This is a genomic window from Ideonella sp. (assembly GCF_041287625.1).
Taxonomy (GTDB): Bacteria; Pseudomonadota; Gammaproteobacteria; order Burkholderiales; family Burkholderiaceae_C; genus Ideonella.
Genome location: NZ_JBGGNH010000015.1, coordinates 185,268 through 207,354 on the forward strand (window position 1 = coordinate 185,268; position 22,087 = coordinate 207,354).

At 71.2% G+C, this 22,087-nt stretch carries 14 protein-coding genes; 10 read left to right on the plus strand and 4 right to left on the minus strand.

The window, feature by feature from the left end; genetic code table 11:
* The first annotated feature begins 218 nt into the window (after positions 1-218).
* Positions 219-1,805 (plus strand): tryptophan halogenase family protein, encoded by a 1,587-nt coding sequence (locus ACAH41_RS05090; RefSeq protein WP_325653021.1) that lies wholly within the window; start codon positions 219-221, stop codon positions 1,803-1,805.
* On the opposite strand, the gene ACAH41_RS05095 is transcribed toward ACAH41_RS05090, so the two are convergent.
* Complete coding sequence (locus ACAH41_RS05095; protein WP_370538205.1) at positions 1,789-2,928, minus strand: LacI family DNA-binding transcriptional regulator; 1,140 nt, start codon at positions 2,926-2,928, stop codon at positions 1,789-1,791. The genes ACAH41_RS05090 and ACAH41_RS05095 overlap by 17 nt on opposite strands.
* A 77-nt stretch (positions 2,929-3,005) precedes the next feature.
* Complete coding sequence (locus ACAH41_RS05100; protein ID WP_325653017.1) at positions 3,006-4,346, minus strand: cation:proton antiporter; 1,341 nt, start codon at positions 4,344-4,346, stop codon at positions 3,006-3,008.
* Between the two features lie 258 nt (positions 4,347-4,604).
* Between ACAH41_RS05100 and rpoN the strand changes: the two genes are divergently transcribed.
* From rpoN to ACAH41_RS05115, 3 genes are all read left to right on the plus strand, one after another.
* On the plus strand, positions 4,605-6,119 hold the full coding sequence (rpoN, locus tag ACAH41_RS05105; protein ID WP_325653015.1) for an RNA polymerase factor sigma-54: 1,515 nt from the start codon (positions 4,605-4,607) through the stop codon (positions 6,117-6,119).
* Positions 6,120-6,186: 67 nt separating this feature from the next.
* On the plus strand, positions 6,187-6,495 hold the full coding sequence (locus tag ACAH41_RS05110) for a hypothetical protein (protein ID WP_325653014.1): 309 nt from the start codon (positions 6,187-6,189) through the stop codon (positions 6,493-6,495).
* A gap of 111 nt (positions 6,496-6,606) precedes the next feature.
* Positions 6,607-7,059, plus strand: a complete 453-nt coding sequence (locus ACAH41_RS05115) for a PRC-barrel domain-containing protein (protein WP_325653012.1) — start codon at positions 6,607-6,609, stop codon at positions 7,057-7,059.
* 90 nt (positions 7,060-7,149) lie between these two features.
* On the opposite strand, the gene ACAH41_RS05120 is transcribed toward ACAH41_RS05115, so the two are convergent.
* Together ACAH41_RS05120 and ACAH41_RS05125 are read right to left on the minus strand one after the other, a co-directional pair.
* Positions 7,150-7,956 carry a beta/gamma crystallin-related protein gene (locus ACAH41_RS05120; protein ID WP_325653011.1) on the minus strand — a complete coding sequence of 269 codons (807 nt, stop codon included), beginning with the start codon at positions 7,954-7,956 and terminating at the stop codon, positions 7,150-7,152.
* 238 nt (positions 7,957-8,194) lie between these two features.
* Positions 8,195-9,214, minus strand: coding sequence for a hypothetical protein (locus tag ACAH41_RS05125; protein ID WP_325653009.1), 1,020 nt, complete (start codon positions 9,212-9,214; stop codon positions 8,195-8,197).
* Positions 9,215-9,454: 240 nt separating this feature from the next.
* Here ACAH41_RS05125 and ACAH41_RS05130 point away from each other — a divergent pair, with 240 nt between their 5' ends.
* From ACAH41_RS05130 to ACAH41_RS05155, 6 genes are all read left to right on the plus strand, one after another.
* On the plus strand, positions 9,455-10,318 hold the full coding sequence (locus tag ACAH41_RS05130) for an ABC transporter permease (RefSeq protein ID WP_325653008.1): 864 nt from the start codon (positions 9,455-9,457) through the stop codon (positions 10,316-10,318).
* Positions 10,319-10,331: 13 nt separating this feature from the next.
* The gene (locus ACAH41_RS05135) at positions 10,332-11,135 is read left to right on the plus strand and encodes an ATP-binding cassette domain-containing protein (protein WP_325653007.1); all 804 of its coding nucleotides are present in this window, start codon (positions 10,332-10,334) and stop codon (positions 11,133-11,135) included.
* Positions 11,132-12,202 carry an MlaD family protein gene (locus ACAH41_RS05140; protein ID WP_325653005.1) on the plus strand — a complete coding sequence of 357 codons (1,071 nt, stop codon included), beginning with the start codon at positions 11,132-11,134 and terminating at the stop codon, positions 12,200-12,202. The genes ACAH41_RS05135 and ACAH41_RS05140 overlap by 4 nt, the downstream gene beginning before the upstream one ends.
* Positions 12,199-12,840, plus strand: a complete 642-nt coding sequence (locus ACAH41_RS05145) for an ABC-type transport auxiliary lipoprotein family protein (protein WP_325653003.1) — start codon at positions 12,199-12,201, stop codon at positions 12,838-12,840. Before ACAH41_RS05140 ends, ACAH41_RS05145 begins: the two co-directional genes overlap by 4 nt.
* Before the next feature lie 117 nt (positions 12,841-12,957).
* Complete coding sequence (locus ACAH41_RS05150; protein ID WP_325653001.1) at positions 12,958-13,170, plus strand: hypothetical protein; 213 nt, start codon at positions 12,958-12,960, stop codon at positions 13,168-13,170.
* Positions 13,167-22,079, plus strand: coding sequence for a GH36-type glycosyl hydrolase domain-containing protein (locus ACAH41_RS05155; RefSeq protein WP_325653000.1), 8,913 nt, complete (start codon positions 13,167-13,169; stop codon positions 22,077-22,079). The genes ACAH41_RS05150 and ACAH41_RS05155 overlap by 4 nt, the downstream gene beginning before the upstream one ends.
* The last annotated feature ends 8 nt before the right edge of the window (positions 22,080-22,087 follow it).

Sequence of the window (22,087 nt, forward strand, 5' to 3'; positions counted from 1 at the left end):
AGCACCTCTCGGACTTCGAGGACTGCGCCTGTAAGTGCCGATGTGGCGGATCCTAACGAGGCGATGACAGCGCTGTCAACGGTAGAAATGACAGCGGTGTCAAAGTTCGTCCTATGATGCTTTCCAGACACTCAGTGAGAACCCTCGGCTCGCTGAACGGCCGCACCGGAGGGGCGCGCCCGCGGTGTCTCGCCACCCACCTCGTCATGGAAACTGCCATGCCCACACAGATGCCACCGGTCCGAAACATCCTCATCCTCGGCGGCGGAACGGCCGGCTGGCTCACGGCCTGCTACCTGGCCCGCCACCTGCGCAGCGACCGGCCGGAGGGCATCCGCATCCGCCTGGTCGAGGCCAGCGACATCCCCATCATCGGCGTCGGGGAAGGCAGCTTCCCTTCGATGCGCGGCACGCTCGCGGCCATCGGCATCGACGAGGCCCGCTTCATCCGCGAGTGCGGCGCCACCTTCAAGCAAGGCATTCGCTTCGATGACTGGCAGCACGCACCGGGGACCGCGGCGGCACGCGGCCGCAGCTACTTCCACCCCTTCAGCACGCCCAGCCAGCGCCCGGGTGCGCCCGAGCTGGTGCCCGCCTGGGTGGCCGGTGCGGCACCCGGCGTGGCCCTGGCCGACGCGGTGACGCTGCAGGCCGCGGTGGTGGCCGCCCGGCGCGGGCCCAAGCGGCCGGGCGACGGCGACTTCAGCGGCGCGATGAACTACGCCTACCACTTCGATGCCGGAAAACTCGCCAGCCTGCTGGGCCGGCGGGCCCGCGAACTGGGCGTGCAGCACCAGATCGCGCAAGTGGAACGTGTGGCGCTGCGTGCAGACGGCGGCATTGCCGCCGTTCACACCCGCTGCGGCCAGCAGCTGGAGGCGGACCTGTACATCGACTGCAGCGGCCTGCGCGCCGAACTGATCGGCCGCAGCCTGGGCGTGCCGCTGAAGTCGGTCAGCGACCAGCTGTTCGTCGACAGCGCGCTGGCACTGCAACTGCCCTACCCCGCAGCCGACGTTCCGATTGCCTCCTGCACCATCTCCGCGGCGCAGGAAGCCGGCTGGATCTGGGACATCGGCCTGCAGGAGCGCCGCGGCATCGGCCATGTCTTCTCCAGCCGCCACACCGACGCGGCGCGGGCCGAGCAGGTGCTGCGCGCCTACGCCGGTCCCGCGGCGGACGGCCTGCCGGTGCGCGCGCTGCAACTGCCGCTGGGCTACCGTGAACTGCAGTGGCAGCACAACTGTGTGGCCGTGGGCTTGTCCAGCGGCTTCCTGGAACCGCTGGAGGCCTCGGGCATCGGCCTCATCGAGACAGCCGCCTACCTGATCGCCCACCTGTTCCCGTACGACGGGCAGATGGCGCCGGTGGCGCGGCACTTCAACGGGTTCATGCGCCAGCGCTACGAGCGCATCGTGGACTTCATCAAGCTGCATTACGGCCTGAGCCAGCGTGAGGACAGCGCCTTCTGGCGCGACAACCGCGACCCGGCCAGCTTCAGCCCCCGCCTGCGCGAACAGCTGGCCATGTGGCGCTGCCGGCCACCGCACCGGCTGGACTTCATCACCGACGTGGAGATGTACCCGCCGTCCAGCTGGCAGTACGTGCTCTACGGCATGGGCTTCGAGACCGGGCGCCACGCGGCCTGGCAAGCGGGCCAGCCGCTGGCTGCAGCCTCGGCCGAGATGCGCCAGTTGCAGGCACTGGCGCCGCACGCGGTGGCCGACCTGCCCGACCACCGGGCCTTGGTGACGCAGCTGTGCGGCCGGGCCGCCGAGCGCGCGCCAGTCAACGCGCGCGCTTGACCGCCGCCTTGGTGCCGGGTTTCACGCGGGCCTTCGCCGCGGGCCGTGCGGCAACAGGCAGCACAAGCGCAACGTCCGCCTTGCCGCCCGGCGCGCTGGTGGAATCGCGCACCACCAGTTCATACGGCAGGACCCGGTGCGGCGGACCGGTTTCGCCATCGTCATGGCGGGACACGGTGAGCATCTGCACCGCCTCGTGCGCCATCTCATTCATCGGCTGGCGCACGGTGGTCAGTGGCGGCCAGACCAGGCTCGCAGCGGCGGAGTCGTCGAAGCCGGCGATCGACAGGTCGTCCGGCACGATCTGCCCCAGGCGCTGGGCGGCCGCCAGCACACCGAGCGCCATGTCGTCGTTGCTGGCAAAGACGGCAGTCGGCCGCTGCCTGCGGCTGAGCAGGTGGTGCGCCGCCTCCACCCCCGAATCGAAGCGGAAGTCGCCGCGGTAGACCATCTCAGGGTCCACGGCCAGGCGGTGGGCCTTCATCGCCCGCAGGTAGCCCTGGTAACGCAGGCCGGACGCGGCCTGGTTCTTCGGTCCCTGGATGAAGGCGATGTGGCGGTGGCCCAGGCTGATCAACAGGTTGGTGATCTCCTCGGCCGCACGGGTGTCGTCCATGCGCACGCTGGGCATGTCCGGCAGGTCGCGTGCCGGCGAGATCAGCACGCAGGGCGTGGCGCTGTCGCGCAGCGCCGCCAGCACCTGCGGGTTGTCGCACAGCGGCGGCGTGAGGATCATGCCGTCGGGCCGCAAGGCCCAGACCATGCGTTCCACCTGCTCGGCCAGGTCCGGGGCGTCGTCGTGCAGGGACTCCACCACCAGGTGATAGCCGGCCTCCCGGCAACGCAGCGTGGCGCCTTGCTGCACGCCGCCGACGAACGCGGCGCTCGGGTCGTAGTAAAGCAGGCCGATCAGGAAGGAGCGGGCACCGGCCAGGCTGCGGGCCGACTGCTTGGGCCGGTAGTTGAGCTCGGCCACCGCACGCTGCACGGCCTCGCGGGTGTCCCCCCGCACACCCGGCTCCTGGTTGACCACGCGCGAAACCGTCTTGATCGAAACCTGGGCCAGGCGCGCCACGTCATGGATGGTGGCGGTCGCGGTGCTGCGCTTGTTCACGGAAGGCATGCCTTGGATTGGGGTGGACACATTCACTGTGCCACAGCCACAGCATGCAACCCACCCGCCGCAAGCCACCGAGCCGCTCAGCTCGGTGGCGGCACGGCGGGGTCCTCCTCCACGTCGAGCCGGCTGGGCGGTGCCGCGCGGCCCATCTGCAGCCGCAGGTCGCGCCGCCGGTCCCATTGCGCGCGGCGGCGCTGGTAGCTGCGCATCAGCGGCGTGGCGGAGATGCCGTGCACGGCGATGGACAGCGCGATGCAGGCCAGCGTGGCCGAGACCAGCCGCTCCGCCGCCTCACCCTTCACGCCCATCTGCAGCGCCATCGCCAGGTACAGCAGCGAGCCCACGCCGCGGATGCCGAACCAGGCCACCAGCCCGCGCTGGCCGCGCGGCAAGGGCCGCGGCAGCAGCCCCAGCACGACGCTCACTGGCCGCGCGATGACCAGCATCGCCAGCGCGAACAGCAGCACACCCAGGCTCCACTGCACCCGCGTCATCGCCGCGCCGATCAGCAGCACCATCAGCACCTCGACCAGCCGCTCGCAGCGCGCACCGAAGGCCCGCAACTGATGGCCCAGCGGCTGGGCCTCGGGTGCGGGCGAGGCGGCCGGGTGGTGGCGCAGCAGGGTCGCACCAGCGGCAAACACCGCCAGGAAGCCCGAGACTTCGAGCAACTGCGCCAGCCCCGACGTCAGCCCGATGGTGCCCAGGTACAGCAGCTCGTCCCATTCGGGGGGGGTGCCGGCCCGCACCCGGCGCAGCATCAGGTGGCCAATGCTGCGCCCGCAGGCCGCGCCCAGTGCCACGCCGCCGCACAAGGACCAGGCCGTGTCGACCAGCGCCCAGTGCGCCGCGTGCCCACCCAGTTCGTGCAGCCCGAGGAAGCCCAGCGAGAGCAGCACCAGCGGTGCCGCCGTGCCGTCGTTCAGCGCACCTTCGACGGTCAGCGACATGCGCAGCGCATCGCGGTCGCTGGCGTCGTGCACCTGCACGTCCGAGGCCAGCACCGGGTCGGTCGGTGCCAGGATGGCCGCCAGCAGCAAGGCCATCGGCCAGCTCAGCGGCAGCAACAGCCAGGCCAGCGCGCCGCCGATCAGCCAGGTCCAGACCACGCCGGACGTGGCCAGCAGCACCGGGGCACGCCAGGCCTGCCAGGTGGCCGGAATGCGGATCTTCAGGCCGATGGCGAACAAGGACAGCAGCACGGCCAGCTCGCTCAGCACCCGAACCAGCCCCGCATGCTTGTGCGGCAAGTCCAGCCCCGGCAACGGCGGCGCCGCGACGCTGGTCATCACCCAGCCGACGATCAGGTAGATCAGCGCTGGCGACAGCGGCAAACGCCGCACCCAGGGCTCGGCCAAGGCCATGGCCACCAGCACGGCCCCGCCCAGCAAGAAGCTCGCGCACAACAGCGAAATGTCCATGTGATCGGGCCCGGCAAGCGCCATGCCGCGAGGCGAACCTGCCACGGCATCGCCGTGTCAGCAAGCGCCGACAGCACCGGGATGGATTGCGGCAAAGCGGTTTCTGCGCGCTTGTAGTTTTGACATGCGCAAGACCGTTGCGGGCTCCAGGTGCATGCCGCAGGCGGGAAAATGCCGCAAGATGAAGTCTTTTACTCGCGGAAAACAGCGAATGCAGCAAGGCGCAATCAGGCACAGACATTGCGCCAAGCCAGACCCATGAACACCATGACGCTGCGCGGCGATCTTCGCCAGAAACAGACCTTGTCGCCCCGCCTCCAGCAAGCCGTGCGCCTGCTGCAGTTGTCGTCGCTCGACTTCAACCATGAAGTCTCGGAACTGCTGGACCGCAACCCCTTCCTCGACACCGACGAAGCCGGCGAAGCGCACGGTTCCGAGGGCGCCGTGGGCGACGCCGCAGCGGCGCGCGACGCGCATGACGACACCGGCGACGGCCTTGAAACCCATGCGCCGGCGCTGGACCGCGACGACGACCTGCCCAGCGGCGAACTGCCGGAAGGCCCGAGCGGCCTGGACACGCCGCCGCTGGAAAACGCGACCGATGCGCCCGAACCCGGTGACTGGAACGACCTGCCGGAGGCCCGCCAGCGCAACGCCGACGCCGGCGAAGCCAGCGCGCTGGACTTCGTGCCCGAGGCCACCACGCTGGCCGAGCACCTGCACCGCCAGCTGGGCTGCATGCGGCTGTCCGGACGCGACCTGCTGCTGGCGCGCACCTTGATCGACTCGCTCGACGAGGATGGCTACCTGCGCCTGCCCATGGAGGACCTGCTGCCGCCGCTCAGCGACGAGCCACCGGTGCAGGACGTGGAGTGGCGCATTGCGCTGCGCCATGTGCAGTCGCTGGAACCGCTGGGCGTCGGTGCACGCACGGTGCAGGAATGCCTGCTGCTGCAGATGCCGTCCATCGTGGGTGCCGAATTGCAGGCACTGGCCGCGCGCATCGTCTGCGAAGAGCTCGAAGGCCTGGCCAAGCGCGACCTGGCCGGCATGGCGCGCCGCCTTGGTGCCAGGCAGGACGACGTGGAAGCCGCCTGCGCGCGGCTGCGCCGGCTGGACCCGCGGCCCGGCTGGCGCGTCGGCGGCAGCCGCATCCAGTACGTGACGCCGGACGTGGTGGTGCGCAAGCTGCGTGGCCGCTGGACCGCCACGCTGAACCCCTCTATCGTGCCGCGCGTGCGGCTCAACCAGACCTATGCCGAACTGCTGGGCCGCCAGCCCAGCCCGCATGCCGAGTTGAGCTCGCACCTGCAGGAAGCGCGCTGGCTGATGCGCAATGTCGCGCAGCGCTTTGCCACCATTGCCCGCGTGTCCCAGGCCATCGTCGACCGCCAGCGCCAGTTCTTCGACTACGGCCCGATGGCGATGAAGCCGCTGGGCCTGCGCGAAATTGCCGACGAACTGGGCATGCACGAGTCCACCGTCTCGCGGGTGACCAACAACAAGTACATGGCCACGCCCGGCGGGGTGCTGGAGCTCAAGCACTTTTTCTCGCGCGCCATGGTCAGCCGCAACGGCAGCGCCTGCTCGCCCACCGCAATCCGCGACCTGGTCAAGCAGATGATCGAGCACGAGCAGCCGCAAGCGCCGCTGTCGGACGCCGAGATCGCCCGCCAGCTGTCCAGCCAGGGCCTGGACGTGGCGCGCCGCACGGTTACCAAATACCGCCAGCTGCTGCATTTCGCCCCCGCCAACCGGCGCCAGGCGGCTTGAGAAACTGCGCACCGCCGTGCGGGCACGGCGACTGCCCGATGCAGCGCATCCCAACTGGAGAATCACGATGCCCCGTCATCCACCGAGCGAAAAACCGCTGACCACGACACCGAGCGAAGCGCACCGCCCTGCCGGCCGCAACGACCAGACCACGCCAATGCAAAGCGACGGACCCAAGCCGAAGCTGCCGCATGAACGCGACGAATCGGCCGACACCGCGCCGGAACCGGACGCACTGATCCAGCAAGCTCACCGCGACGTGGTCTCGGGCAAGGTCGACACCGACAAGGGCCCGGTGCTGGAAGAGCTGAACCGCAGGTTGCCGCCATCACCCGTCCCCAAAGGCAAGCGCGCCCCGGGACACCCACCCCGCTGACCGGCGGCCGGCGGCACACCACTTGCCGCCACCAGACCAAGTGCGCAGCGGCCCCCGCCGCGCTTGTCTTCACCTTCCCCGCTGCGGCCCGCGCCGCAAGAAAGGCAAACCATGGCCATGCTCGACACCTTCCCCGGCAGCGCCGACCTGCGCGACCCGGCGCTTGTCAACGCCGGCCTGCCACCTGGCACCGCCACCCCTGTTCCCAACGGACCGGGGCCAGGCCTGCTGACCGCCAGCACCATCACCGGCGACAAGATCCTGAACCTGCAGGAACAGACGCTGGGCACGATCGAGGAGATCATGCTGGACATGTCGTCCGGCCGCATCGCCTACGTGGTGATGGCCTCGGGCGGCTTCCTCGGCCTGGGCGAAAAGCTGTTCGCCCTGCCGTGGAGCGCGCTGACGCTGGACGCCGACCGCAAGTGCTTCGTGCTGGATGCCAGCAAGGAAAAGTTCGACAAAGCACCCGGCTTCGACAAGGACAGCTGGCCCAGCGAAGCCGATCGCGAGTGGCATGTGCAGGTGCACCGCTACTACAGCCGCCCGCCGTACTGGGAATGACCCACGGCCATTGCGGCAGACGACAAAAGGGGCGCCCGAGGGGCGCCCCTTTTGCTTGCCGCTCATGCCAGGCACGAGCGCTTCACAGGGTCACGAGCTGCGCGGTTCGCCGCGGCCGTTCACGGTGACGGTGGGGCCTGGCGGATTGGTGGTCTGCACGTGGTGGTAGACGCCGTTGTAGCGGTAGACCACGTCGTAGTAGTCAGGCGTGCGGTCGGGCACGTTCTGGCAGCGCTGCACGTTCTGCACCGACTGCTGCTGGCCGCGGTCGATGTTGGCGCCCAGTGCACCACCGGCAAACACGCCCACAGCCGTGCCGGCGTTGCCGCCGCCAATCTGGTGGCCCAGGATGCCGCCGATCACCGCGCCGGCCAAGGCGCCAGGCACGTTGGGCTGGTCCTGCCGCACGACGCGGTCACGTTCGACCCAGCAGCGCTGGTTCGGCTCGCCCATCACCGCCTTGACCTGCGTGACCTGGGCTTCATACAGACGCTCGCCACCGCGGCGGTAGTAGTTGTAGGCCGGCTGCGGCGGCGGTGCATAACGCGCCTCGTCGATCCGGTCGTTGCTGCGCAGCAGCCGCGCCGAGGTGACCCTGTCGTTCAGGCCCATGTCGCGCAGCGACGGGTAGCTGCCACTTCGCAGCACCACGCAGCGGCCACGGAAATTCGAGTCCTCGCAGACTTCCCAGCGGCCGCCACGCACATCGACCGACGAAGCGCGGTCATTGAAGCCATAGCGGTGCAGGTCATCGACGCGGGTCTGCACGCTGACCGAGCGGCCCTCGAACCGATCGTTTTGGTAGAAGGTGACTTCTGCCATCGCAGGCGCCGAAAGCGCCAGGACGCCGGCAGCGGCCAGCAGCTTCTTCAGGGGTGAGTTCAGGTATTTTTTCATTCGACTTCTCCAGACTACAGGTAATAGAGGCACCTGATTTGACAGCGACATCGCGTCGCCTGCCAAGGGGGAACCGCGACCGGGAGGGTCAGCGGATCAGCGCGATCAGGACGATGATGGGAATTGGCACGCCCAGCGCCCAGAGCAACAAGGAACGCATGGTGGACCTCCTTCTTCGTGCTTGCAGGTTCAACGGGTGGCGCAGCCGGTCGGTGGACAGCCACGTGTGAAGAATGGTTCAGGGCAGGTCGCGCTCGCGGCCGCCCCAGGTCGCCGCCAGCGTGGCCGCGAAGGCGCCCATCAGCAACGAGATGACCAGCCACAGCAAGGTCTTGGCCGAAGCGCTGCGGGCCCGGTCGGCCGCCGCACGCGCGGCGTTGTCGGCCTCGGCCAGCTGCGCCTGCAGCCGCGCGTAACCATCGGACACACGCTTCTCGGCGTCCTGCGGCGCCAGGCCGGTCTGCTGCGAAATCCGCTGGCCCAGGTAGCGCAGGTCATCGGCGGGCAGCGCGCCGCTGCGCAGGTTGGCGGCAAAGATCGCCGTGGCCTCGGCTGCCAGCGCGCGGTCGTTCGAGCGGTCCAGGCCACCGTTGATCGGCACCACCGTGGGCACGACGGTGACGGTACCCGGCACCGCAGTGGCTGCGGCGGCGGTGGCGGTCGCAGCCGCTGCATTGCGGGCGGTCACCGCGGTGTCGGTGCTCTGCGGCGCCACGCCGTCGGGCGTGCGGAACAGCTTGTCCACCGCGTAGCGGGTCGGGTCCGCCGCAGCCACGGCCGAGCCGCCGGCCACCAGCGCCGCAGCACTCGCCTTCGCGCCGCTGCCCACAATGCTGGAGGCCGCACCGCCCAGCACCGCGGCGCTGGCCAGCGTGGCCAGGCCCCAGGACAGGAAACCATGCACCGTATCGCGGAAGAAGACTTCGTCGCCTTGTGCATCACGCCAGCGGCTGCGCAGCCGGCCGGCGATGTAGCCCCCAAGCACCGAGGCCGCAACGCTGGCCACCATGATCCAAAGAATGGCCGCCACGCCCAGCGTGCCGGCGTCCGCGCCTTGCTGTGCCCAAGGCGAAGCGGCCGAGAGGCCCAGCCCGGTGCCCAGCATCAGCAACACCAGCGACAGCGCCGCCGCACCGGTCGCACCAGCAAACACTGCCGGCCAGGACACGGCACCCAAAGGCGTGGCCATCGCGGCAGGAGCGAGCGGCAACTCGTCAGGCAAGGGGTTCAACCGGGTCGCGGGATGGAGGGTTCCCATGCAGTCCTCTTGGGGTCATTGAAGCGATGCGGCATCATCCAACCCGCCCGGCTGCCAGGCCGTGGGAGCTGCGCTTGACACACTGTCAGCCGTGTCCCACAGCCGAACCCGCCGGCAACCGATGGCAACCGGGTGCCGACACGGCACACTGCAAAACACGAGAGCAAAGGCAGGCCCGCTTGTTGCAGCGCTGTTTTGATGCCATTCCGGCCCGTTGAACGAGAACCCAGCAGCCCTGCGATGCCCGAACCCGAAGCGCCACCGCCCACCGATCCCGCCAAACGCCCGCGGCGCGCACCCAGGCCGCGGCCACACTGGATCACGGCGCTGGGCACCCGGGTGGCCGAAGCGGGCGCACGCACCCGCTGTACCTGGGAGTTCATCGGCGACGTGCTGCTGGGCCTGGGCCGCCTGCTGCGCGGGCGCAGCACCATGCGCCTGAGCGACCTGGTCTACCAGATCGACCAGGCAGGGCCGCGCAGCGTGGCCATCGTCTCGCTGGTCAGCGGCCTGGTCGGCGTGATCCTGGCGTACATGGGCGCGGTGCAGCTGCAGCGCTTCGGCGCGCAAACCTACATCGCCGACCTGGTGACCATCGGCGCGGTGCGCGAGGTCGCCGCGCTGATGACGGGCATCATCCTGTCGGGCCGCATCGGCGCGGCCTATGCGGCGCAGCTGGCCAGCATGCAGGCCAACGAGGAGATCGATGCGCTGAAGGCCATGGGCGTCAACCCGATCGATCACCTGGTGCTGCCCCGGCTGCTGGCGCTGACGCTGGTGGCGCCGCTGCTCACGGCCTACGCCGCCATCGTCGCGGTGGCGGCCGGCTGGCTGATCGCGGTGGCCATCTTCGGCGTGGCACCGGCCGAGTACATCTACAAGTCCAGCCAGGTGCTGACGCTGACGCATGTCAACGTCGGCTTGGCCAAGGGCACGGTGTACTGCCTGCTGGTCGCGCTGGCCGGTTGCCGCCAGGGCCTGAACGCCGGCCGCAGCGCCGAGGCAGTGGGCGAGGCGGTCACCAAGTCCGTGGTCCAGGCCATCGTCTGGATCGTCGTCGCCGCCTCGGCATTGACGGTGGCGCTGCAGCGCCTGGGCTGGTGACATGGACGACCTGATGACCTCCCCCACCAGCGCGCCAGCGCCAGGCGACGAGCTGCTGCTGCGCGTCGAGGACCTGACCATGGCCTACGGCCGCAAGGTCATCCAGCGCGACCTGAGCTTCGACGTGCGTCGCGGCGAAGTGCTGGTCATCGTCGGCGGCAGCGGCTGCGGCAAGAGCACCTTGCTGCGCCACATGATCGGCCTGCAGGTGGCCGCCAGGGGCCGGGTGCTGTACACCGGCCCGCAGGGGGACCAGGACATCGCCACCGTCAGCCCCGAGGCGCAGGCCCAGCTGCGGCAGCGCTTTGGCGTGATGTTCCAGGCCGGCGCGCTGTTCAGCTCGATGACGGTGGGCGAAAACGTGATGCTGCCAATGGAGCTGTTCCCCGATGCGCACGACGCCGGCAGCGCCGAGCAGCGCCACCAGCGCGCCGAGGAGAAGCTCGCACTCGTTGGCCTGGCGGCCCAGTTCGATGCCGAGCCTGCTTCGCTCAGCGGCGGCCAGCGCAAGCGCGCCGCCATCGCCCGCGCGATGGCGCTGGACCCGCCGCTGCTCTACCTGGACGAGCCTTCCGCCGGGCTGGACCCGATCACCTCGGATGCGCTCGACCAGCTGATCCGCCAGCTGCGCGATGAGCACCAGCGCAGCATCGTGATGGTCTCGCACGAGCTGGCCAGCATCTTCGCGGTCGCCGACCGCGCGCTGTTCCTGGACGCGCAGGACAAGACCATGACCGCGCTGGGAGCGCCGCGGGAGTTGCTGGAACACGGGCCCGAGAAGGTGCGGACGTTTTTGCGCAGAGGGAAGTCGGAATGAAAAAAGGCAATGCAACGCTGATTGGCGCTTTTGTCGTCGTCGGCATCGCGCTGGTGCTGGCCGGGATCATCCTGGCCGGCGGCGGCAAGCTGTTCGCCCGCAAGGAGCATGTGGTGATGTATTTCACCGGCTCGATCTACGGCCTGCAGGTCGGTGCGCCGGTGGTCTTCCGCGGCGTGCGGCTGGGCAGCGTGACGTCCATCGGCCTGGTCTACGACCAGCCGCATGGCGACTTCCTGATCCCCGTGAAGGCCGACCTGGAGCCCGAGGCGATCCGCGGCCTGGGTGACCAGAAGGACGACGACAAGCGGCCCCAGCCGGTGCTGCCGGGCCTGATCACCCGCGGGCTGACCGCCCAGCTGTCGATGCAAAGCCTGCTGACCGGCCAGCTCTACGTGGACCTGGACCTGCGGCCCGGCAAGCCGGCCAACCGCCGCGACAACAACGACGGGCTGGAGATCCCGACCAATGTCACGACCATCCAGAACCTGAAGAACCAGCTCGACGGCATGGACTTCCGCCGCCTGGTCGACGATGTCTCGGCGATTGCCGCTTCGGCGCGCGGCCTGGTCAGCGGCCCGCAGCTGAAGGACGCGCTGGAGAACATCACCCGGATGACCGAACACCTGCGCAAGATCACCGAGCAGGTGGATGGCCGCATCGGTCCGCTGGCCGACAACGCCAACGCGACATTGATCGCCGCGCGCCAGGCAGCCGAGCGCGTAGGGCCCGCGGCCGAGCGCATCAGCGACTCCGCCAACCGTGTCGGCAGTGCGGCCGACCGCTACAAGGCCCTGGTCGCGCCGGACTCGCCGCTGCTGCAGCGCATCCAGGGCGCCGCCGACGAACTGTCTGCGCTGTCCACCTCGCTGCGCCAGCAGGTGGGCGACGAGGGTGGCCTGGTGCAGAACGCCGACCAGGCGATCCGGGACCTCTCGCGCGCCGCCCGCGCGGTGCGCGAGCTGGCCGATTCGCTGGAGCAGCAACCCTCGTCGCTGCTGCGTGGCAAGTCCGCCTCGCCACCGCCTCCTCCACCCTCCCCTTCCGCCACCGAGGTGCGCCCATGAACACGCCGAAAGCCGCCCTTCCTGCCTTGCTGCTGGCGGCGCTGCTGGCCGGCTGCGCTGGCAGCGCAGCGCCGCCGCACTACTACCGCCTGGCGCTGAACACCCCCGGCGCTCAGCCCGAGACGGCGCCCCCTGCCGCCGCACCAGCGCGTGCCGGCGCCTGGGTGCTGCAACTGCCGGTGCGCATGCCCGAATACCTCGAGCGCGACGCGCTGTGGCTGCCCACCGGCGGCAGCGACCTGGTGCCGCTGTCCGACCAGCGCTGGGCCGAGCCGCTGCGCGACGCCGTGCCCCGGCTGCTGCGCCATGACCTGGCCCAGCTGCTCGGCGCCGACAGGGTCTGGAACGGCAGCGCGCCGGCCGGCCTGCCGGTGGCCGGCCAGCTGAAGCTGGAGCTGCTGGCACTCGAAGCCATGCCTGAGCGCACTGGCGTGCGCCTGTCGGCCCGCTGGAGCCTGGTGGACCCGCTGAACAGGCAGCCGCCGCAAATCGGCCAGGCCGACCTGGTGGCCCCCAGCGCCGGCCCCTCGCCCAGCCAGCTGGTGGACGCCCACCGGCTGGCGCTGTGGCAGCTGGCGCAGCAACTGGCCCGCAGCCTGCCGGCCTTCGGCCCCGTGAACCCCGTGAACCCCGTGTAGCGGCAGCGTAGGACAGCGCCCACAGGCGATCGCGGGAGCGTCTTAAAGACCTTGCGGGAGGGTGTCGGTAGATTAGGACTCTGATCGCGTCCCCCGCACCCTACCGAGCACAACGCCATGACCACCGCTGCCGCCCCCCTCGCCGCCTGTCTGCCGCATGACCAGTCTGCCGCATTGGGTCGGCACCTGCAGCAGTGTGAGCAGGCGCGCGGGCCATGGTTCGTCGCGGCCCAGGTCGCCGAGCGGCTGCATGCCCTGGTCGCCCCGCGATTCGCCACCACCGTGGCCCTGCTGGCGCTGGGCCTGGCACTGGCCAGCGGCTGGTGGTGAAAGGCAACCCCGGCGCTGCCGATGACCGGCACGACGCCGCCGCCGACGCCCCAGACAGCTCGCCCTCTCCTTCCGCCCCCGTCGCGCTGCGCGAAAGCGCGGCACGCACAGGCGTGTTCAACGAACAAACGCTGCTGAGCCCCGCCATGGGCGCGCTGGAGCCGGCCATCCGGGCGGTGCTGTTCGGCCCGGCACGCTTCGAGCAGCATGGCCACAGCCTCGCGCAGGTGCACGAAGTCGTGCCGCCCAGCCAGGCCCAGGGCTCGACCTTCTTCCCGCGGCTGCAGGAAAACGTCGAGGCGCTGCAGCAGGCCCGCCATTTGCTGGAGCGCCGCGCAGTGGACGGCCGCCACCTCGGCCCGGCCGCCCACTGGCTGCTGGACAACGCCGCGCTGATCGACGAGCAGCTGCACGAGATCCGCCGCAGCCTGCCGCGCAACTTCTTCCGCCTGCTGCCACGCCTGCGCGACGAGCCGCTGGCCGGCCTGCCGCGCATCTACGGCGTGGCCTGGGCCTGGGTGGCCCACACCGACAGCGGCTTCGACACCGAGCTGCTGAAGACCTACCTGCGTGCTTACCAAAGCGAGCGCGAGCTGTCGCTGGCCGAGCTCTGGGCCCTGCCGACCACGCTGCGCGTGGTGCTGGTCGAGAACCTGCGCCGGCTGGCCGAGCGCGCCGCCACGCTGCAGGCCGCGCGCGACGCCGCCCACCAATGGCTGGACCAGCAGGCCGACGCGATCAACATGGCCCAGCTCGACGAACTGGCGCCGCAGATGGCTGCCCGCGGCGTTGGCGAAGCCTTCCTGCTGCAGCTGGACCAGCGGGTCGAAGAACTCTCGCCCGAGATGAGCGCCGCCCTCAATGCCTGGCTCAGCACCCGCCTGCCAGCCCCTGCCAGCGCGCTGGCGCGCCAGCAGGACGAGGCCACCCGGGACCAGCAAAGCATCCGCAACGCGATCACCACGCTGCGCTTCATCGCCCGCGCCAACTGGCGCGAGCTGATCGCCGATGCCAGCGCGGTGATGCGCATCCTGCAGGCCTCGCCGGTGTATGCGGCCGAGGCCGACACCACGCAGGACGACACGCTGCACGCCGTCGAACGGCTGGCGCGGCGCTCGGCCCGCCACAGCGAGGCCGACGTGGCGCGGCTGATCATCGAACTCGCCGAAGGCCAGCCGGACCTGGAGGCGCCCGAGGCCGCGCCCGCCTACTGGTGGCGTGGCCCGGGCCAGGCCAGGCTGCTGGCCGCGCTGGACCTGCCGGCCTCGCGCTGGCCGCCGCGCGACAGCGCGGCCCGCCGCCAGCTCAACACCGCCGCCTACCTGGCCAGCCTGATGCTGCTGACGGCCCTCGGCATCACCTGGCTGCTGCACTTCGCCACGCCACCCGCGCTGCCGGTGGCGCTGCTGGTGGTCACCGGGCTGCTGCTGCTGGGCCCCGTCAGCGAGGCCGTGGTCGCGCTGGTGAACCGCTTGATCAGCGAGTCGGCCCGCCCGGCCCGGCTGCCGCGCCTGGCCTTCCCGCTGGGCCTGCCGGCCAGCGAACAGGTGATGGTGGTGATCCCGGTGATGCTGACCAGCGAAGCGGCGATTGCCGCGCATGCGGCGCAGCTGGAACAGCACTACCTGGCCAATGCCGAACCGCACGCGCAGTTCGCGCTGCTGAGCGACTTTGCCGATGCCGATGCCGAGCACAGCCCGGCAGACGGCGGGCTGCTGGCCCGTGCCCAGCGCGAGATCGAGCGCCTCAACGCCCGCCATCCGCGCATCGAAACAGAAAGCGATGGCGGCGAACCGGCGCCGCCGCGCTTCGTGCTGCTGCACCGCGCGCGCCAGTGGAGCGAGACCGAGCAACGCTGGATTGGCTGGGAGCGCAAGCGCGGCAAGCTCGAAGCGCTGGTCGAACAGCTGGCGCGGCACAGCCGCGAGCTGCCGGCCGAAGCCACCGCCACCTCGCCGTCGCCGTTCGTCGACCTGGGTGCGCTGTCGCGCCTGGCGCCGGACACCCGCTACGTCGTCACGCTGGACGCCGACACCGACATGCCCCCGGGCCGCCTGCGCCGCCTGGTCGGCAATGCCGCCCACCCGCTGAACCGGCCGCGGCTGGACGCCAGCGGGCGGCGCCTGCTGTCGGGCTACGCCATCCTGCAGCCGCGCGTCTCCACGCCATTGCCCAGCCCCGGCGCCGCCACGCCTTATCACCGGCTGTTCAGCGGCCAGTGCGGCATCGACCCCTACAGCAGCGCCAGCTCCGAAATCTTCCAGGACCTGTTTGGCGAAGGCACCTTCAGCGGCAAGGGCCTGCTGCATGTGCAGGCCTTCCGCAGCCTGCTGTCCGGCCGCCTGCCCGAGGGGCAGGTGCTCAGCCACGACCTGCTCGAAGGCTCGGTCGCGCGCTGTGCCGGCGTGAGCGACGTGACGCTGCTCGAAGCCGCGCCGGTGCATCCGGACGTGGCCGCCTCGCGCCTGCACCGCTGGACCCGCGGCGACTGGCAGCTGCTGCCTTTCCTGCGCCACGGCTCGGCCTGGGGCCTGGCCACCATCAACCGCTGGAAGATGCTGGACAACCTGCGCCGCTCGCTGGTGGCCCCGCTGTCGCTGGCACTGCTGCTGTGGGTGCTGGCGACCGGCGCGATGCCGCTGGGGCTGGCGCTGGCCGTTGTCGCCGCGGCCTTCTGCACCGGCCCGCTGATCGGCGCCGTGGCCGGCCTCGCGCCCTCGCGGGACGACATCGCACTGGGCCTGTTCTACCGCCGCGCCGGGGCCGACGTGCTGCGCGCGCTGGCACTGGCCGTCTGGCACATCGGCCAACTGCTGCAGCTGGCCTGGCTGTATGGCGACGCGATCGTGCGCGCGCTGTACCGCCAGCTCGTCTCGCGCCGCCACCTGCTGGCCTGGACCACCGCGGCCGCCGCCGAAGCCTCGGCCCGCACCGCCTTGCAGCCGCTGCTGCGCCAACACTGGCGCGTGCCGGCCGCGGCACTGGCACTCGGCCTGCTGCTGGCCGTGGCCGCCGCGCTGGGTGCGCCGGTGCATGCCGGCCCGGCCGCGCTGCTGCTGCTGGTGTGGGCCGCCTCGCCGCTGTGGACTTGGATTGCCGCCCGCCCGCTGCACAGCCATGCCCAGCAGCTGGACGAAGAAGGCCGCGACTACCTGCACGGCGTGGCGCGCGACACCTGGCGCTACTACGAGAGCCACGTCACCGCGTCCGACCGCCACCTGCCGCCCGACAACGTGCAGCAGACGCCCTACCAGATCGTCGCCCACCGCACCTCGCCGACCAACATCGGCCTGTACCTGCTGACGGTGGCCTGCGCCCGCGAGCTGGGCTTCATCGGCCTGGCCGCGATGACCGAGCGCCTGCAGGCCACGCTGGACAGCCTGGACACGCTGCCCCGCTGGCGCGGCCACTTCTACAACTGGTACGACACGCAGAGCGGCGTGGTGCTGCCGCCGGCCTATGTCTCGGCGGTTGACAGCGGCAACTGCTCGGGCCACCTGCTGGTGGTGGCCCAGGCCTGCGAAGCCGCTGCCGCCTTGAGCGACGAACAGGCCGAAGCGCCGCTGCAGGTGGCGCTGGAGCGGGCCCGCCAGCGCATGAAGGCGCTGCATTCGGCGCTGGCCAATGCACCCTCGCTGCAAACCCTCGCGCTGCTGGCACAGCAAGGCCAGGCCTGGCCAACCGACCTGGCCGCCGCGCAGGCACTGAGCGCGCAGGTGCGCCAGGCCCGCATGGAGCTGGACACGCTGCACCTGGCGCAACAGGGCTTGGGCGACCCCGACGAGCGCCGCTCGTTGTGGCTGATGCATGACATGGTGGTCACGCTGGAATCCGCCGTGCGCGACCGCCTGGCCGACCGCGACGCCTTGCGCAGCCAGCTGCGCACCCTCGCCCAGCGCGCCCGCCAGATGGGGCTGGAGGCCGACTACGCGGTGCTCTACGACCGCGAACGCCAGCTGCTGCACATTGGCTGCCGCACCGACACCCATCAGCTCGACCACAACCACTACGACCTGCTGGCCAGCGAATCGCGCCTGACCAGCCTGGTCGGCATTGCCAAGGGCGACCTGCCGGTCGCGCACTGGGCGGCCCTGGGCCGGCCGTTTTTCGCCTGCGGCAAGGAGATTGCGCTGAAGTCCTGGTCGGGCTCGATGTTCGAGTACCTGATGCCTTCGCTGGTGCTGGACGAGCCGGTGGGCAGCGTGCTGCACCAGGCCACCCGCAGCGCGGTGGCAGAGCAGCGCGCCGAGGCGCGCACGCGGGGCACGCCCTGGGGCATTTCGGAATCGGCGATTGCCGGCCAGGACCACACGCTGGCCTACCAGTACGGCCCGCAGGGCGCACCCCGGCTGGCGCTGAGCCGGCTGCCGGCCGACGAACGCGTGCTGGCACCGTATGCCACGCTGATGGCCACCGTGGTGGCACCGGTCGCCGCGGTGGAGAACCTGCGTGCGCTGCAGGAGCTGGGCGCACGGCGCACCATGGGCTTCATCGAGGCGGTGGACTACACGCCGCGCCGCCAGACCGCCGGCAGCAGCTTCACGCTGGTGCACACCTACATGGCCCACCACCAGGGCATGGCGCTGCTGGCCCTGACCAATGTGCTGGCCGGCCAGGCGCCGCGCCTCTGGGCCAAGGCCGACCCGCATCTGCGCGCGGTCAGCACGCTGCTGCACGAACGCGCGCCGCGCGAAGTGGCGGCCCTGCCCGCTTCGCTGCCGGCGCCCAAGCCGCGCGGCCCGCGCAGTGCCCGCATGCTGCGCGACAGCCGGCCGCTGCAGGAAGCCGTGCCGCTGACGCAGCTGCTGACCAACGGCCGCTACGCCGTGGTCCTGCGCAGCCATGGCGCCGGCTACAGCAGCTGGGACGGCGTGGGCATCACCCGCTTCCGCGACGACCTGCTGCGCGGCGCCTACGGCAGCTTCTTCTATGTGCAGCGCGAAGGCCTGCCGAACTGGCAGTCCATCACCGCGCATCCGGCACCGGACCCGGCCGCCCGCTACAGCGCCCGGCTGCAGGCCGAACGCGTGATCTTCGACGCGCGCTGGAGCGACCTGCACAGCAGCTGCACCGTCTGGGTCAGCCCGGAAGACGACTGCGAGATGCGCCAGGTGGTGCTGACCAACGCCAGCCCGCAGGCCGTGGCGCTGACGCTGGCCTCCTGCTTCGAGGCCACGCTGGCACCGCAGCGCGGCGACGAGGCCCACCCGGCCTTCTCCAACCTGTTCATCCAGGCCCGCTGGGACGCGTCCGAACTGGCGCTGCACATGGTGCGCCGCCCGCGGCTGCCGGACGAAGCGGCGATGCGCGCGGTGCACTTCCTGGCCGGTGCCGAAGGCATCATCGAATCGGTCACGCCCTGCGCCGACCGGGCGCGCTGGCTGGGCCGCTACGGCAGCAGCGCACGCCCGCTGGGCGATGGCGGCGCGCAGTTCATCCCCACCAACCCGGCCGACCCGCAGGACGGCGCCGGCCAGCTGGTGGACACCGGGCTGGACCCGATCGCCGGGCTGCTGGTGCGCCTGCGCATCGCACCGGGCGCCAGCGTCACGCTGACCTTCTGCACCGCCGCCGCGCGCGAGGCCGACACGCTGAGCGCGCTGATCGACAAATACCGCCAGCCAAGCCACGTGGAACGCGCGGCCAGCATGTCGTACACGATGGCCGGCATCCGCCTGCGCGAGCTGCAGTTCGAGCCCGACACCTGGACCGCATTGCTGCACCTCAATACGCTGGTGACCGGCCAGGCCACGCGCACCGAAGGCGCGGCCCAGCGCGGGCCCGTGCCGGTGGCCGCGCGCTGCGACCGGCGGGCACTGTGGCGCCACGGCATCTCGGGCGACCGGCCGCTGATCTGGGTCAGCATCAGCGGCGAAGAAGGCCTGGAACTGGTGCAGACCCTCAAGCGCGCGCTGCGCATGTGGTCCACCGCCGGGCTGGTGGTGGACCTGGTGGTCAGCAATGACGAGCCGGTTTCCTACTTGTCGCCGGTGCTGCATGCGCTGCAGACGCTGCAGGCCCGCCTGCAGGCCCAGCACCATGGCCGGCCCAGCCACCTCTGCGCGGCCATGCATGTGCTGCGCGAGCCGGAGCTGAGCGCCGACGAGCGCATCACGCTGCACACCTTGTCGCGGCTGCGCCTGCTGGCCGACGGCCGCTCGCTGGCCCAGCAGCTGTCGCGCTGGGCCGAGGAGCAGCAACGCGCGCATGCCGAGCGCAGCGCAGTGAAACACGCGGTGGTGCCGTTGCCGCTGCCCGTGGCCAGCCGCACCCGCCAAGCGGCGCTGGCGCCCGAGGGCCGCTTCGACGAGGCCAGCGGCGCCTTTGTGTTCGAGCGCTCGCCGGCCCGGCATCCGTCGCAGCCCTGGGTCAATGTGCTGGCCAACCCGGACTTCGGCTGCCAGGTGTCGGATCTGGCCGGGGGCTACACCTGGGCAGGCAACAGCCGCATGCACCAGCTGACCGGCTGGTCCAACGACGCGCTGAGCGACCCGGCGGGCGAATGGCTGCTGCTGCACGACCTGGACCGCGGCCGCATCTGGGCGCTGGGCCGCCAGCTCTCGCACGAGTCGCCAGGCGAAGTCGAGCACGGCATTGGCTACAGCCGGCTGCGCCAGCGGCTGGACGACGTGGAAGTCACGCTGACCTGGTGCGTGGACACGCGCGCCGCCATCAAGCAGGTGCAGGTCGAGGTGGCGCTGGTGGGCACCGGCGGCCCGGCCAAGCAGACCGTGGTGGCCAGCTCGCCGCGGCGCCGGCTGCGGCTGGTGGCCATGGCCGAATGGCAGATGGGCAGCGCCCGCCAGGAGCGCATCTCGGTCGCCACCCGGCCCGACTGGCTGGCCACCGGCCCCGAAGGCGCCGGCCTGCCGCAGCCGCAGCGGGTGCTGACGCTGCAGGCCACGCAGCTGGACCACCTGGGCGGCTTTGGCAATGCCACGGCCTTCCTGGCGATCCGCCCGCCGCAGCCTGGCGATGAACCAGGCGCCGCCAGGGTCAGCGCCGATCAGGCCAACGTGCGCCTGCTGCCGCAGGACTGGACCTGCGACCGGCGCGAGTTCTTCAACACCGCCGGCCAGCTGATCCTGCCGGTGCAGCTGGGCCAGGACAGCGGCGCCGGGCTGGACGCCTGCGCCGCGCTGGCGGCGCAGCTGGAAATCGCCCCGGCGCAGCCCGCGCGGTTGACGGTGCTGCTCGGCCATGGGCGTGACCCGGGCGACGCCCGCACGCTGCTGCAAAGCGCCTGGCGCGTGGCCCCGGCCGCGCGGTTGGCCGGCCAGCGCGGGCAGTGGCGCGAGATGCTGGGCAATGTGCAGGTGCGCACGCCAGACGCACGCTTCGACGCGCTGGTCAACCACTGGCTGCCTTACCAGACGCTGGGCTGCCGCATGTGGGCCCGCGCCGGCTTCTACCAGGCCGGCGGCGCCTTTGGCTACCGCGACCAGTTGCAGGACGCGATGGCGCTGGTCACGCGCGCACCGCAGCTGCTGGCCGCGCAGATCCGCACCAGCGCCGCGCGCCAGTTCCCCGAGGGCGACGTGCAGCATTGGTGGCACGAGCCGGGCGGTGCCGGCGTGCGCACCCATTTCTCCGACGACCGGCTGTGGCTGCCGCTGGCAATGGCGCACTACGTGGAGCGCACCGGCGAGCGTGCGCTGCTCGACGAAGAAGCACCGTTCCTGCAGGGCCAGCAGGTGCCCGCCGGCGCCGAGGACATCTACGAGAGCCCGAGCGTCACCGCCGAGCGCGCCAGCCTGTACGAACACGCGGCCCGCGCGATCGACCGCAGCCTGGCCAGCGGCACGCACGGCCTGCCGCTGTTCGGCACCGGCGACTGGAACGACGGCATGAATCGCGTGGGTCACCACGGCCAGGGCGAATCGGTCTGGCTGGCCTGGTTCCTGTGCCAGGTGATTGCCGACTTCGCGCCCATTGCCACCGCGCGCGGCGAAGCCCCGCGCGCGCGCCGCTGGCTGGCCGCACGCGATGCCTGGGCCAAGGCACTGGACACCCAGGCCTGGGACGGCCAGTGGTACCTGCGCGGCTTCTTCGACGATGGCTCGGCGCTGGGCAGCGCGCAGAACCCGGAGTGCAAGATCGACCTGATCGCCCAGGCCTGGGCGGTGCTGACCGGCGCTGGCGACCCCGCGCATGCGCGCCAGGCCATGGCCAGCGCCAGCGTGCACCTGCTGGACGCGCCGAACCAACTGGTGCGCCTGCTGGACCCGCCGCTGCAGCATGCCGAGCCCAGCGCCGGCTACATCCAGGCCTACCCGCGCGGCGTGCGCGAAAACGGCGGCCAGTACAACCACGCCGCCGTCTGGGCGCTGATGGCCCTGGCCCGGCTGGGCCAACGCGAGCGCAGCTGGCAGGTCTTCTGCGCGCTGAGCCCGGCCCACCGCTGGGCCGACCCGCGGCGCGGCGAGACCTACGCCATCGAGCCGTATGTGATGGCCGGCGACATCTACACCCATGCGCCCTACGTGGGCCGCGGCGGCTGGAGCTGGTACACCGGCTCGGCCGGCTGGCTGCTGCGCGCAGCGGTGGAGTCCATCTGCGGCGTGGTGCTGGCCGACGGCAAGGCCATCGTCTCGCCCTGCCTGCCGCCGCACTGGGACAAGGCCGAGGTCAGCGTGAGGCTGGGCGAGCGCACGCACCGCATCGTCGTCTGCGCCAATGAGGCCACCGTGCACGCCGAGCTGTCCGCGCGGCCCGGCGCCAGGCGCGTCCAGGCGCACGAGGCCATCGACCTGGCCGGCGTTGCCGAAGCAAGCAGTTTCGTGCTGCTCATGGCGCCCGGGGACGAAACCCCGGTGCATTCCGCCATCGGGCTCGGCGCAAAGCCGCTGCCGGGCACAGGCGCCCAGCAGCAGGTGCCGGGCGGCATGCTGTCGTCCCCGGCACCTTGAGGTGCCTC

What these genes read in the sequence shown, in the direction of transcription:
- ACAH41_RS05090 (WP_325653021.1), top strand. Translation starts at nt 219, where the DNA reads ATGCCCACACAGATGCCACCGGTCCGAAACATCCTCATCCTCGGCGGC.
- rpoN (WP_325653015.1), top strand. Translation starts at nt 4,605, where the DNA reads ATGAACACCATGACGCTGCGCGGCGATCTTCGCCAGAAACAGACCTTG.
- ACAH41_RS05095 (WP_370538205.1), bottom strand. Translation starts at nt 2,928, where the DNA reads ATGCCTTCCGTGAACAAGCGCAGCACCGCGACCGCCACCATCCATGAC.
- ACAH41_RS05130 (WP_325653008.1), top strand. Translation starts at nt 9,455, where the DNA reads ATGCCCGAACCCGAAGCGCCACCGCCCACCGATCCCGCCAAACGCCCG.
- ACAH41_RS05125 (WP_325653009.1), bottom strand. Translation starts at nt 9,214, where the DNA reads ATGGGAACCCTCCATCCCGCGACCCGGTTGAACCCCTTGCCTGACGAG.
- ACAH41_RS05135 (WP_325653007.1), top strand. Translation starts at nt 10,332, where the DNA reads ATGACCTCCCCCACCAGCGCGCCAGCGCCAGGCGACGAGCTGCTGCTG.
- ACAH41_RS05145 (WP_325653003.1), top strand. Translation starts at nt 12,199, where the DNA reads ATGAACACGCCGAAAGCCGCCCTTCCTGCCTTGCTGCTGGCGGCGCTG.
- ACAH41_RS05115 (WP_325653012.1), top strand. Translation starts at nt 6,607, where the DNA reads ATGGCCATGCTCGACACCTTCCCCGGCAGCGCCGACCTGCGCGACCCG.
- ACAH41_RS05110 (WP_325653014.1), top strand. Translation starts at nt 6,187, where the DNA reads ATGCCCCGTCATCCACCGAGCGAAAAACCGCTGACCACGACACCGAGC.
- ACAH41_RS05140 (WP_325653005.1), top strand. Translation starts at nt 11,132, where the DNA reads ATGAAAAAAGGCAATGCAACGCTGATTGGCGCTTTTGTCGTCGTCGGC.
- ACAH41_RS05150 (WP_325653001.1), top strand. Translation starts at nt 12,958, where the DNA reads ATGACCACCGCTGCCGCCCCCCTCGCCGCCTGTCTGCCGCATGACCAG.
- ACAH41_RS05120 (WP_325653011.1), bottom strand. Translation starts at nt 7,956, where the DNA reads ATGAAAAAATACCTGAACTCACCCCTGAAGAAGCTGCTGGCCGCTGCC.
- ACAH41_RS05100 (WP_325653017.1), bottom strand. Translation starts at nt 4,346, where the DNA reads ATGGACATTTCGCTGTTGTGCGCGAGCTTCTTGCTGGGCGGGGCCGTG.